Origin of the sequence: Chondromyces crocatus (genome assembly GCF_001189295.1) — a bacterium.
GTDB lineage: Bacteria > Myxococcota_A > Polyangia > Polyangiales > Polyangiaceae > Chondromyces > Chondromyces crocatus.
The window spans coordinates 1,991,036-2,004,147 of record NZ_CP012159.1 but is presented as its reverse complement, the minus strand read 5'-3'; the positions used below and the strand labels follow the sequence as shown (position 1 = coordinate 2,004,147).

General features: G+C 69.9%; 12 protein-coding genes. All 12 read left to right on the top strand.

Features of this window, described 5'->3' with window-relative positions; translation table 11 throughout:
• Positions 1–260: 260 nt before the first annotated feature.
• Positions 261–1,418: a hypothetical protein gene (locus CMC5_RS07505; protein WP_050429762.1), complete on the top strand. Its 1,158-nt coding sequence runs from the start codon at positions 261–263 to the stop codon at positions 1,416–1,418.
• 164 nt (positions 1,419–1,582) lie between these two features.
• Positions 1,583–2,251: a hypothetical protein gene (locus tag CMC5_RS46410; protein ID WP_156338327.1), complete on the top strand. Its 669-nt coding sequence runs from the start codon at positions 1,583–1,585 to the stop codon at positions 2,249–2,251.
• Positions 2,252–2,982: 731 nt separating this feature from the next.
• The gene (locus CMC5_RS07495; RefSeq protein ID WP_050429760.1) at positions 2,983–3,891 is read left to right on the top strand and encodes a hypothetical protein; all 909 of its coding nucleotides are present in this window, start codon (positions 2,983–2,985) and stop codon (positions 3,889–3,891) included.
• A 267-nt stretch (positions 3,892–4,158) separates the two neighbouring features.
• Positions 4,159–5,181, top strand: coding sequence for a tol-pal system YbgF family protein (locus CMC5_RS07490; protein ID WP_156338325.1), 1,023 nt, complete (start codon positions 4,159–4,161; stop codon positions 5,179–5,181).
• A 198-nt stretch (positions 5,182–5,379) separates the two neighbouring features.
• Complete coding sequence (locus CMC5_RS07485) at positions 5,380–7,104, top strand: serine/threonine-protein kinase (protein WP_050429758.1); 1,725 nt, start codon at positions 5,380–5,382, stop codon at positions 7,102–7,104.
• Positions 7,105–7,148: 44 nt separating this feature from the next.
• Entirely contained in the window at positions 7,149–8,165 is a 1,017-nt protein-coding gene (locus tag CMC5_RS07480; protein ID WP_050429757.1) for a tetratricopeptide repeat protein, read from the top strand.
• 198 nt (positions 8,166–8,363) lie between these two features.
• Complete coding sequence (locus CMC5_RS07475; protein WP_156338323.1) at positions 8,364–8,639, top strand: hypothetical protein; 276 nt, start codon at positions 8,364–8,366, stop codon at positions 8,637–8,639.
• On the top strand, positions 8,627–8,974 hold the full coding sequence (locus CMC5_RS07470; RefSeq protein ID WP_156338321.1) for a plastocyanin/azurin family copper-binding protein: 348 nt from the start codon (positions 8,627–8,629) through the stop codon (positions 8,972–8,974). Before CMC5_RS07475 ends, CMC5_RS07470 begins: the two co-directional genes overlap by 13 nt.
• A 306-nt stretch (positions 8,975–9,280) precedes the next feature.
• A complete protein-coding gene (locus CMC5_RS46405; RefSeq protein WP_050429754.1) occupies positions 9,281–9,769 on the top strand; it encodes a hypothetical protein in 489 nt (162 codons plus the stop codon).
• Positions 9,770–9,839: 70 nt separating this feature from the next.
• On the top strand, positions 9,840–10,874 hold the full coding sequence (locus CMC5_RS07460) for a tetratricopeptide repeat protein (RefSeq protein ID WP_156338319.1): 1,035 nt from the start codon (positions 9,840–9,842) through the stop codon (positions 10,872–10,874).
• 14 nt (positions 10,875–10,888) lie between these two features.
• Positions 10,889–11,905 carry a hypothetical protein gene (locus CMC5_RS07455; protein WP_156338317.1) on the top strand — a complete coding sequence of 339 codons (1,017 nt, stop codon included), beginning with the start codon at positions 10,889–10,891 and terminating at the stop codon, positions 11,903–11,905.
• Between the two features lie 452 nt (positions 11,906–12,357).
• Complete coding sequence (locus CMC5_RS46400) at positions 12,358–12,867, top strand: hypothetical protein (protein WP_050429750.1); 510 nt, start codon at positions 12,358–12,360, stop codon at positions 12,865–12,867.
• Positions 12,868–13,112: the final 245 nt, after the last annotated feature.

The following is a 13,112-nucleotide window of genomic DNA, read 5'->3' as shown; positions in this document are numbered from 1 at the left end:
CCCTGGCCCCAACCGTCCTTCGACACGTCGCGCAAAAGCGGATCTCGAACGAGTTTGCCCCTTCGAGTCCTCCCCGAGCGCGGACCCACTTGCCGCTGATGGACACTCCCAGCAGCCCCTTTTCCACACTTCGCGTCTCGTCAGGTTCGAGATCGCCTCCCTTCTGGATTCGCCACCCACCCGTCCGCTAGCCTGACCACGCGCCCCTCCACCGCGCCCATCCTGGAGCGCCTCCTCTGGAGCGAGCCGCGCCGCCTCCCATGCGTACCTTCCCTCGACCCCTGTGGCCTTGCCTCGCGCTCCCCTTGCTCGCGGCCCTCCCCGCGACCCCCGCGCACGCGCAGCGATCGCCCAGCTCCGCCCCCAGGCCACCGGCCACCACGCAACCCGCGTCACCCGCGTCACCCGCGTCACCCGCGCCGCCCGCATCCCCTGCGCGACCCCCCCCACGCCCAGCGCAGGGCGCGCAGCAGCCGCGCACCCCTGCCCAGACCGCCGCCGCAGCTTCTGCGGACCGAGGCCAGGCCCTCTACGACGCCGGCAAGTACGAGGAGGCCCTCATCGCCTTCCGCAAGGCCGACGAACAGTTCCGCGCCCCCACCGTCCTGCTCATGATGGCGCGCGCCCACCTCAAGCTCGGCCACCTGCGCGAGGCCCGCACCCACTACCAGCGCGTCCTCGAAGAGAAGCTCGCCGACTACGCCCCGCAGGCGTTCTTCGACGCCCAGACCGCGGCCGACAAGGAGCTCGACGCCTTGCTCCCGCGCATCCCCACCATCCAGATCAAGATCACCGGCGCCGCCCCTGGCGAAGCCCAGGTCTTCATCGACGGCAAGCCCGCGCCGCACGACGTCCCCGTCCTCCACGACCCGGGCAACCACGCCATCACTGCCTGGGCACCTGGCCGCACCCCGACCACCCAGATGGTCGACCTCCGCGAGGGCAAGACCACGCAGCTCACCCTCGTCCTCCAGCCCGGCACGCAGCCCGCTGCGCAACCTGGCGCGCAGCCCGGCGCACCGATCGCCAGCGCGCCGCAGCCTCCCGCGGAGCCTTCCCCACCGCCTGCCGAGCCGCCCTCCACGCGCCGCTTCCTCGTCCCCACCACCGTCCTGTTCGCGGCCTCGGCCGTGGGCATCGGCGCCGGCGCCATCACTGGCGCCATGGCCGCGGATCGCGTCGGCCAGCTCAAGTCGACCTGCCCTTCCGGCAGCTGCTACGACGACGCCTCGGCCACCTACGACGCCGCGCAGACCCTCACCACCGTCTCCACGGTGAGCTTCCTCCTCGGCGGCGCGGCAGCCGCCGCAGGCCTCGGCCTCTTGATCTGGGACATGCAGCGCCCGAGCCCCACCACCCAGACCGGCCTGCAAGTGACCGCAGGCCTCGGCTTCGCGAGCGTGAAAGGGACGTTCTGATGCAACCTCGCGCTCCTCGCCCGACGCGCCCCCAGCGCACGGCGACCACGCCCGCCGCGAACGCTTCGCCTGCCCACACGCCCGCAGCGACCTCGCCTGCCGTGCCCTCTTCCCCCTCACGCGCTCGCGCAGCCACCGCGCCGGCGTGGACGACGCTGCTCGCGATGACGAGTGCATCGCTGCTCGGCGCCTGCGGCTTCGTGCTCGGCTTCGACGACTTCGACAAGATCGGCGGACCGCGGCCCGGCGACACCACCACCTCCACCAGCAGCCAGGGCGGGTCCGGCGGCGAGGGAGGCGGAACGACCACGGCCGGCGGCGACGGCGGCATGGGAGGAAGCGGTGGAGGCCTCGGCGGCGCGGGCGGCATCGGCGGTCAAGGAGGCCTCGGCGGCATGGGGGGCGACGGCGGCATGGGCGGCGTGGGCGGTGTGGCGCCCGAGTGCGATCGCGACGGTGACGGCGTCCTCTCCCTCGCCTGCGGTGGCCTCGACTGCGACGACGATGGCGACGGCCACCTCGTCCCGTACTGCCCCGGCTTCGTCGGCGACGACTGCGACGACGCGGATGAGCGCGTGTACGGCGGCGCGACCGTGTGGCACGTGATCCCGCGCCTCTCGGGCGGCTTCGACTACAACTGCGACGGGCTGGAGAACCGCGAGTTCCCGACGGTCGACTGCTCGAGCGCCTGCTCCGGCACGTCGAACAACGTGTTCCTCACCCCGCTGAACTGCGGCCAGAGTGGACCCTTCGGTCGCTGCATCTACGACGCCGCCAACATGACCTGCACACCCCAGGTCACCGACAACAACCGCCTCCTGCGCTGCCGGTAGCGCAGCAGATCAGCGCCATCGCTCGCTGAGGCGGTCGCGGATTGGCAGCCGTCATCGCCGCGCGCACGGCGGCTGGTCATCTCGATCGCGCGCACCTGCCCGTCGTCGCGGGGCCTTACCGTGATGGATCACTCCTGTCGCCAGCGCCGGCCGGTCGTCGCTGTCCGTCGTCCACGTGTCCCCCACCCCTGGATCGCAACGTCGCCCCGCCACCGACCCGCCATCCACCCCTGGATCGCAACCTCACTCCGCCACCAACCCGCCATCCACCCCTGGATCGCAACTTCGCTCCGCCACCGACCTGCCATCCACCCCTGGATCGCAACTTCGCTCCGCCACCGACCCGCCATCCAGCCCTGGATCGCAACTTCGCTCCGCCACCGACCCGCCATCCAGCCCTGGATCGCAACTTCACTCCGCCACCGACCCGCCATCCAGCCCTGGATCGCAACTTCGCTCCGCCACCGACCCGCCATCCAGCCCTGGATCGCACTTGCCTTCGCCTCCTCCCGCCGCGGACGAGTCCCCCGCGCAGCCCCAGACAGGTCGCCACCACCTCGCAGCGCTCTCGTCACGCGACCCCGCCGATTTCCTGCTGTGAGCGTTCACACCGGGAGAGGCACCTCCGAGCGCGCGGAACGGAGCGACATCATCTCACCCTCTCGCACCATTCTGCCTTCGGCGGAGGTTTCTGCACTCGACAGACAGGCTCATGTGCGTATTTTTCCGCCATGAACCAATTAAAGACGATCGGTCTCGACGAGGAACTCGACGAGATCGATGGCCAGCTCGCTCAGACCGAAATCAGCACCGCTGCCGACCCGCTCACGCTGCACCTGACCGCAGCGTTCACGCAACTCCGCCAGGATCTGTTGCAAGTGCGGGCGCAGGAGGTGAGCCGACACGATGCCGTCAAGGCGGCCGACGCGCGCGCCTACCCCGTCGACGATGAGCTGAACGCCATCAGCGACGAGGTGAAGGTCGCGGTGCTCGCGCTCGCCGAGAACAACTACCAGCACCCGCTCTACCGGCAGTTCTACTCGGGTCAGAGCCCGAGCGCGCTGAAGCGGCCGGTGCTCGGGGAGCAGCTCGAGACGATGCGCACCTGGGTCGCGTTGCTCGCGGATCAAGGCAGCGCGGTGCTCGCCGAGATCGGGGTGCGGCTCGCGCCGATCATCCAGAGGGCCGACGAGGTCGTGGACGCGCAGACGGTGGCGCAGCAGCGGCTCGACGTGTTCGAGCGGGGCGCGCGCAAGGCGTTCGTCGATCGGGTGAACGGTCAGCGGAAGCTGGCGTTCGGGCGGATCGGGGAGATCATCCACGCGACGCCGGGCCGGAAGCTGACGTCGAGCTACGCGGAGCGGTTCTTCCAGCACGGGCCCTCGGCGCGCACGCCCACGATCGCGGGGATGGAGCGGCTGGTGGCGCGGCAGAAGGCGAAGCTCGACCGGCTGGAGGCGCGGCTCGCCGAGATGAAGTCGAAGCAGGACCAGCAGCGGCAGGCGCAGCAAGAGGCGCAGCTCGAAGAGCGTCGGCTGAAGGTGGTGGAGGCCGAGAAGCGGGCCGCCGCCGCGATGGCCGAGCTGGAGGCGCTGAAGGAGCAGATCGCGAAGGAGCAGGGCGCGTCGGCCATGAGCTGAAGCGCGAGGCGAACGCGATACCCGCCCCGCATGTCGTCCACGGTGCGTATGGACGACGTGCGGGGCTTTTTCGTGTCCGTGGTGGCTCAGGGCTCGCGGGAGCGGGCGCCGGAGAGGTGGCGCTCGCGCAGTGGACCGCGGTGGACGCGCTCGCGTAAGGTCGTGTCCGGGCGTGCACGGGCCGTCGCGCTCAGGGACGAGGGCGAGAGGCGCCGAGCTGGGCGCAAGATCGAAGGCGCCAGCTTCAGGCGCGGGATCGAGGGAGAGATGGTCAGAGGGTCCGTCGTCGTCGCGGCGTTGCTCCAGCTCGGGGTGCTCTCGCTCGTGTCCGTCGCAGAGGGGCAGCCGAGCGTGGAGACGGTGGAGGCGCTCGAGCAGGCCAAGCGCTCGGCGCGGAGCTTCGCGGATCAGGGGTTCGAGCACTTCGAGGCGGGTCGTCACGAGGAGGCCATCGCGGCGTTCTCGGCGGCGTACGAGCGGTACCGGGCGCCAACGCTGCTGCTGATGATCGCGCAGGCGAGCGAGAAGCTCGGGCGCCTGGTCGAGGCCCGGGCGCACTACCAGCAGGTGATCGACGAGCAGCTCACCCACTACGCGCCGAAGGAGTTCTACGAGGCGCAGGTGCGCGCGAAGGTGGATCTGGAGGCGCTCGACGCGCGCATCCCGGTGGTGGAGGTGGCGGTGAGCGGCGCGCCCGCGGACGAGGTGACGCTGCTCGTGGACGGGAAGGCGGCGAGCGCGGGGGTCGTGCGGCTGAACCCCGGGGAGCATGCGCTGCAAGCGACGGCGCCGGGTCGAGAAGGGGTGCGTCGATCCCTCACGCTGGCCGAAGGGGAGCGCGTGCAGGTGACCCTGGCGCTGGCGGCGCCGGAAGCGACGCTCGGGCCAGCACCCCACGCGCTGCCATCGCCTGCGCCTGCACCGCCTGCGGCGCCACCGTCTGCTGCAACGGAGCGTTCGTCGCGGCCGTACCTGATCCCGGCGCTCGGGGCCTTCGGGCTCGCCGGTGTGGCCGCGGTGGTCTGCGCCGTGACGGGGGAGATGTCGCTGAACGCGACCGAGTCACTCGGGGGAGAGTGCGTCGGCGCTCGGTGTTACGACGATGCAGGGGGAGCGACGTACGATCGGGCCAGGACGCTGGGGGCGGTGTCGACGGTGAGCTTCGTCGTCGCCAGCGCGGCCACGGTGGCCGGCGCGACGCTGCTGCTGTGGCCGAGCACCACGGCGGCGGAGCCGAAGGCGGCGCTGCACGTGTCGCCCGCGTGGGTGGGCGTGCAGGGGACGTTCTGAGGGCGAGCTGCTGGGCGCCCACGAGGCTGCCGAGCTGCACGAAGGCAAGAGGCTGCCGCGCTGCACGAAGCCAGGAGGCTGCCGAGCCGCAAGAAAGGGAGAGGAGGTCTTCCGCTGTGAAGTGGGCCCTCCCGGCGTCGCTCCCTTAAGGTCGTCGACGATTGATCTCAGGCGATTTCGCCTGACGAGGACTCGGCGATGCACATCACGCCCGGCGCCATCGTTGGCATCAAGTACCGCTTAGAGCGGCCTCTCTCCCGGGGTGGGATGGGCGCCGTCTGGCTGGCCCGTCATGTCCACCTCGGGTCGCCGGTGGCCATGAAGTTCATGGATCCGACGCTCGCCGCGTCGCCAGCGTTCGTCGCGCGCTTCGAGCGGGAGGCGCGGATCGCAGCCAACTTGCAGAGTCCGCACGTCGTCAACGTGCAGGACTACGGGATCGACGAGGGTGTCCCTTACCTGGTGATGGAGCTGCTCCAGGGCGAGGACCTCGGGACCCGGCTGGCGCGCGTCGGTCGCCTGTCGCTCGCGCAGACGGTGCACGTTCTCGGTCAGGTGGCGAAGGCGATCCGCCGCGCGCACGAAGCCGGTCTGGTGCACCGGGATCTGAAGCCGGGGAACATCTTCCTTTCGGTCGTGGAGGACGAGGAGGTCGCGAAGGTCCTCGACTTCGGCATCGTGAAAGAGGGGACGGGGCAGATGCAGGGGGAGCTGACGCGTCCAGGAGAGGTGCTGGGCTCGCCCCACTACATGAGTCCGGAGCAGGTGCGCGGCGAGGCCGACGTGGATCTCCGGAGCGATCTCTGGGCGCTGGGGGTCATCACGTTCCGGATGCTCACGGGGGTGCTGCCGTTCCCGGGGGATCAGCTCGGCACGGTGATGGGAAGGATCCTGGTCGATCCGCTCCCGCAAGCGACGCGGTTCGCGCCCGATCTGCCACCAGCGCTCGATGGGTTCTTCGCGAGGGCGCTATCGCGAGACCGGGCGACGCGCATGCAGTCGGTGGTGCAGATGCTCGACGAGCTGCGGTCGATCGCCGGGACGGGGCCGGCGAGCCCGCGCGGTGCGGAGCGGTCGTCCATCCATTCGTACACGAACGAGGTGGCAGCCACGCCAGGGCCGATGTCCCCAGCGTGGGGCATGACGCCGAGCGGCGGGAGCGCGGACGCCGGGGTCGCGTCACCGAGTGGTTCGTCGCTGCAAGCTGGCCAGGCTTCGCAGAGCGGTTCATCGCTTCGAGCGCCCGAGGCTTCGCCGAGCGGCTCATCCCCAGGGGCGCTGCGAGAGGGCCCATGGCCGGGAGCGTCTCCAGGGACGTCGAGCACGTTGAAGAGCACCACGGGCGATGGAGCGTCGGGAGCGTCGCCACAAAGGGCCACCGGCGTCATCGCGGTGGCCGCAGGAGGCGCGCTCGTGGGCATCGCCATCGTGGCCGTGCTGGGGGTCTTCGTGCTGCGATCGCTGGGCGTCGATCCCTACGCTTTGATGTCGGACGTCACGGAGACGCCGACGCTCGAGGCGACACCGGCATCCAGCGCGGCGGAGGCGATACCGGCACCCAGCGCGGAGGGGGTAGCAGACCCCGTTCCGGCGGCATCTGCCGGCGAAGCCCAGCCGACCGCGCCTTCTCCGACGCCAGCGGTGGAGGTGGCGCCTTCGACGAGTGCTGGCTCGCCCGCGACCTTGGCAGGGCCGCTGTCGTCAGCAGGGCCTGCGGCATCCGGGAGCGCGGCACCGTCGCCCATGCCGGCGACGCCCGCCAGCACCGTCCGCGCTCCGGGGGCAGCCAGCTCGCTGCCCATCGAGCGGAGCACGACCACGGCGGGTGGAGCGAAGCCTTCCGGCGGCGCGACGCCGTCGAAGGCGGAGGGGTCGAAGGGATCGAAGCCTCGCGAAGCAGGCACCACGACGCCCTGGTTCTGATCGGTAGCCCAGAACGCCGAGGTCGGGTCACGAAGGAGATGAGGATGCGCGCACGATGGATCACGGTGGGATTGACCGTTCAGGCAGCGTTCTTCGCGGTCGGCCTCGCGCCCCCCGCGCACGCGCAACCGGCGTCGCTCGAAGCCATCGAGCAAGCAAAGGCCACGGCGAAGGCCTCCGCGGAGCGGGGCATGGAGCAGTTCACCGCGGAGCAGTACGAGGAGGCGATCCGGTCGTTCGAGGAGGCTCACCGGGCCTACCAGGCGCCCACGTTCATCGTGAAGATCGCGCAGGCGCAGGAGAACCTGGGTCGGCTGATCGAGGCACGGGCTTCGTATCAGCGGGTGCTCGACGAGCAGCTCACCCACTACGCCCCCAAGGTGTTCTTCGATGCGCAAGCGCAAGCAAAGGCGGGGATCGAGGCGCTGACGCCGCGCATCCCGAGGGTCGAGGTGGTGGTGACGGGCGCCCCGGCGGATCGGATCTCGGTGCTGGTGGACGGGCGTGCCGCGCAGGCTGGCGTGCAGGCGATGAACCCGGGCGAGCACACGGTGACGGCGGCTGCGCCAGGCCGGGTGACGGTGACGCAGACGCTCGACCTCGCCGAGAGGGCGAAGGAGCGGGTCGTGCTGGCGTTGAAGGCGCCAGCGCCACCTGCGGGTGTTTCGTCGGCGGAGACGAACTCGGTGACCCACCAAGCGTCGTCGCCCGTGTCGACGAGTCCGGAGGGGAGAAGGGGCTTCGTGACGCCGGCGCTCGGGGCGTTCGGGCTCGCGGCGATCGGGTTGGGGGTGGGGACGGTGACCGGGGTGCTCGCGATGGGCGCTGCGGGTCAGCTCGACGAGGAATGTGTCGGAGGCCGCTGCTTCGACGATGCGGGAGGTGACGCCTACGATCGCGCGAGCACGCTGGGGACGATCGCGACGGTGGGTTTCGTGGTGGGGGGCGTGGCCGCGGCGGCGGGGGTGACGTTGCTGCTCTGGCCCGCCGGGGAGAAGCCGCAGGTGCAAGCAGGGGTGCGCGTGGCGCCGGGCTGGATCGGTCTGCAGGGGAGGTTCTGATGGGGAGGACGAGAGGTGCCAGAGGGGTCGTCGTCACCGGATGGCTGCTGGTGAGCGTGGGGAGCGGAGGATGCACGGGTCTGCTGGGGCTCGATGAGTATGAGCGGTTGAACGCGCTGGCCCCTGGAGACGCCGACGCGAGCGCCGGCGGGAGTGGTGCAGAGAGCCCATCGTCGACCTCCGTGGGGGGCTCTGGAGGTGCGGGTGGAATGGGAGGCGCTGGAGGCGCTGGCGCTGGAGGCACTGGCGCTGGAGGCACTGGAGGCTCCGGTGGCGATGGCGGATCGGGCGGTGCTGGGGGCTCCGGTGGTGCTGGGGGCTCCGGTGGTGCTGGGGGCTCCGGTGGTGCTGGGGGCTCCGGTGGCGATGGCGGATCGGGCGGTGGTTCCAGTGGTGGCCTCGGCGACCCCTGCGGTAGCGATGCCGAGTGCTCGAGCGGCATGTGTCACGGCAGCGTATGCGTGGCTGAAGTGAACGGCTGCGATCTCGACAACGCCCTGGACTGGACGCTCATGTCGACAGTGACCATCGAGTTCGGTGGCGTGCATGGGAGCAACTACGTCCCGAGATGCCTCAAGGTGTCACAGGGCACGGAACTCACCATCAGCGGCAGCTTCTCCGGGCATCCGCTGCAAGGGGGTGTCGTCGAGAACGGGACGCGCGTACCGGCAACCACCGGCCCGTTCGCCAACGTGACGAACTCGGGGACGTCACGGATCATCAGCCTGAACTTCACCGGAACCTATCCCTACTACTGCGTCCCGCATGCGCTGGGTGGCATGACGGGGGCGCTGTTCATCGTCCCCTAGGATCGAGCGACAGCGCGCCCCCCCACGAACGGTGGCGTCAAGGCCACCTCGCTGGAGCGAACGCTCGATGAGCGAGCGAAGTGCGCGGAGAGGAGGCCGTCTCTGCTGACGACCTGACCACCGCTCGTGACGTCACGCTGCCGTGACCCCTCTCGGCGCTCGACGCTCTGCGCTCGGTGGATCGACGGTGGGATCGTTCAGAGAAGGCGACACATCGTCGCAAACGACGTTAGGCTCGACCTGAGCAGCCCTGGTGGGTCGACGGCCGGGGAAAGTGGGTTCGGTACATGCGAGGGTGAGGCGCGGATGACGCTGGGCGTTCAGGGGGGTGGGTTTGCGGTGGCCGGGTGGCTCGCGCTCGCGCTCGGGAGCACGGCGTGCGCGATCGTGGTGGTCGATCATGCGGAGGAGGATGGCTCTTCGGGCACGACGACGACCTCCACGACGACGACCTCCACGACGACGACCTCCATGACGACGACACCGACGACGACGCCCACGAGCCGGTGTCAGGACGGCGCAGATCAGGAGTGCACCTTCACGGACCCCTGTGCCAGCTGCGCGATCACGGAGGTGTGCCACACGCAGCTCCTGGCCTGCATCAATGACGCGGAGTGCGTCGCGCTCAACGACTGTCTCAACGAGTGCCCCGCAGGGGACGACGGATGCCCTGACGCTTGTTACCTGGCTCATCCGGGTGGCGTCGCCCCCTACGAGACCCTCCTGCGATGCGTTTTCTGCGAGGTCTGTCCACTCGCCTGTCGAGCGGCCAACGAACCAGCTTGTGCACCTTGAAGGGGTGAGCGGGTCACGGGGCCAGCGTCGAGGGGCGAAGAGGTGGCCTCGGTGGAGCGAGGGAGCGACGATGCGATCTGGATTGGTCACGCTGGGGTCCACGATGGTCATGCTGCTCGGCGCCTGGCTGGGTGGCTCGGAGGCGAACGCGCAGTCCACGCAGGCGTCGCTGGACGCGCTCGACCAGGCCAAGGAGGAGGCGCGGGCGAGCGCCGATCGAGGGTTCGAGCACTTCGAGGCAGGCCGGTTCGAGGAGGCCATCCGCGCCTTCGAGGAAGCGCACGCGAAGTACCCGGCGCCGACGATCTTGCTGAAGCTCGCGCAGGCCAATGCGAGGATCGGTCGTCTGCGAGAGGCCCGGCGACACTACCTGCGGGTGGTGGACGAGAAGCTCGCGCTCTATGCGCCGAGGGCGTTCTTCGAGACGCAGGAACAGGCGAAGGTCGAGCTGGAGGCGCTGCTGCCTCGGTTGCCGTCGTTGCAGGTGAGCGTGACCGGGGCGCCGGCGGACCAGGTGCGGCTGGTGATCGATGGTCGTGCGTCGGAGCGACGTGTGGTGGTGCTGGACCCGGGGATCCACACGGTGACCGCCACGGCGCCAGGTCGCGCCTCGGTGACGCAGAAGGTGACGCTCCAGGAGGGGCGCCGGCACGTGATCACGCTGCGGCTTCTGGCGCCGTCCTCCACGCGCTCGCCGCACTCGACGCCAGAAGCCGGGTCGGAGCGCGGGACGCCGGTGGTGGATGAGCCGGAGGAGAGCGGCGCCGTTCGGTCGTCGAGACGCAACGTGCTGCCGGCGGTCGGCGCCTTTGGCCTGGCCGGGGTCGCGGTGGGGGTGGGGGCCGTGACGGGGGCGCTCTCCCTGGGAGCGACGGCCTCGATGGAGAAGGAGTGCCTCGACTTCAGGTGCTACGACGGGGCCGGGGGGGAACACCACGATCGGGCAGGCGCGCTGGGAGCCGTGTCCACGGTGAGCTTCGTGGTGGCAGGCGTGGCAGCGGGGGTCGGCGTCGGACTGCTGCTGTGGCCTGCGAAGAGTGACGGGCGACCCGCGGTGGCGCTGCGCGTCTCGCCAGGCTGGATGGGCGTGGAGGGGACGTTCTGATGGAGCATGGAACGATGGTCGGCCGGATCGCGCTGCTGGGCTGGATCGCGGTGATGAGCACGGGGATGGCCTGCACGCTGCTCTCGTCCTACGGGGACTACGAGCGGGTGGAGGGGCCACCTCCAGGCGGCGACGCGAGCGGGACGGGCGGAAGAGGAGGCGCTGGTGGGCAGGGGGGCGCTGGCGGAAGCGGCGTCTGCACCTGTAGCGCCGATACGGCGTGCGCGACGTACCAGTGTGTGGATGGGGCGTGCCGCGTGACGTTCGCCGCGGAGGGCACGCCGGTCGTGGGGACGCCAGTCGGGGACTGCCAGGACGTGGTCTGTGGCCCTGCGGGTGTGCCGATCTCGAAGGCGAACGACGAGGATGTTCCCGACGACGGGAACGATTGCACGGTCGACAGCTGCGTCAACGGCGTGCCGCGCCATGTCGCCGAGGCCGATGGCAGCGAATGCGGGGTGGAGCAGAGCCTGCGTTGCGTGAGCGGTACGTGCACCGGCTGTGCGCGAGATGAGCAGTGTCAGCAGATGAACGAGTGCATGGTGCCGCGCTGTGAGAATTACGAATGCATCGGCATCCCGAAGCCCAGCGGAACGCCGGTGAGCAATGACAGCCCGACGGACTGCAGGAAGATCGAGTGCAACGGAGCGGGGCAGGCTGTGGTCGTGGCGGCACCTGGGGAGACACCGGATGACGGCAACCCGTGCACGGCAGACAGCTGCGTCGGGATGACGCCCACCTTCACTCCGCGACCAAACGGAGTCTCCTGTCCCTCCAACCGCGTCTGCTACGCAGGGAACTGCGTGGGTTGCATCCAGGACAGCCACTGCACGACGCAGATGACGTGCCGTGTCGCCGTGTGCAATGCGAATGCCTGTGGTGTGAAACCCGCTCCCGATGGCACGCCCTGCGGGTCGAGTGGGATGAATGTCTGTTGCATGGGAAGCTGCGATCCCACGTGTCCGGACGCTGCAGGAGCAAGCGGCGCTGGAGGGGCAAGCGGGTCTGGAGGAGCAGGCGGTGGGGGGTGAGGGGTGAAGGCGACGCGTCGAGTCGCTGACGACGGGGCGTGTCGCTGACGAAAGAGGTTCTGGCGGCGAGAGAGGGTCCAGAGGTTCGTGCAGCAGGCTTCGAGGCTCACCGCAGGGCGGCGCGATGGTGCAGCCGATGGATGCGAGCTTTTACGCCTGCACGGAATTTGTTTCTGCTCCAGCGTTTCGCTCGTTCGCTCTTCTCGTGTCGATCGCGACGAGTGGCGATGTCGCGCCGCGATCGGAGCGAGGAGAGCTCTCCTTCACGGTGTGTTCGCGCGCGTGGAAGCGAGGGGCTCGGGTATGCTCGGCGCCTGCATGGGGCGCGGATTCCGTCTGAAAGGCTGCGGCGAGGAGCACGACACGGCGTGAGGGGGTCGGCTCCCTGGCGGCGCTGGCAGGAAGGGCCGTCGGGTTCCGCAGGAGTCGGGTCCGCAGAAAGGGAGAAACGGATGAGCTTCGAGCATCGAGGGAGCGGGTTTGCGGTGGTCGGGTGGGCCGCGATCGTGCTCAGCAGCGCGACGTGCATGATCGTCGTGGAGAAGGGGGATGGAGGCGACACCTCGACCCCAGGGACGAGCACGACCACGAGCACCCCCACGTGGACGACGACCACGCCAGGGACGTCGACGACCACCACCTGGACGGACCCCGGGACGACCACGACCACGTCGGGGGAATGCTTCGATGCCGGCAACCTGGCGTGTTCGCCCACGGAAGCGTGCGGGCTCTGTGCAGTCAACGGGCCTTGCGCGTCCTACGTCGCTGCGTGCCTCAACGACCTGTCGTGTGCAGCGCTCAACAGCTGCATCAACGCATGCAACGACGACGGGTGCATCGACGACTGCTACGAGGGCCTTCCCGACGGTGAGTCCGCCTATGAGGACATCGCGCTGTGCGTCGTCTGCGACGTGTGTCCTCTCGCCTGCGATGCCGACAACCAGGCGGCTTGCGCTCCGTGACATGAGGTGAAGCACGACGTCAGGCGCAGGCGCAGGCGCAGGTGCAGGCGCAGGCGCAGGCGCAGGTGCAGGTGCAGGCGCCGTAGCGGGGAGCGAGCGGAGCAGTGCATGACGCCGCTGCCATGGCGTGTCGTCGTGTGCCGTATCGCCGTGTGCCGTATCGCCGTGCCGCTTGCGCAAGGGGTGCGGACGGCGTCATCGTCGTGTCCGTGCCTGCACGATGACTGTTTCCTGCTCCACCGTTT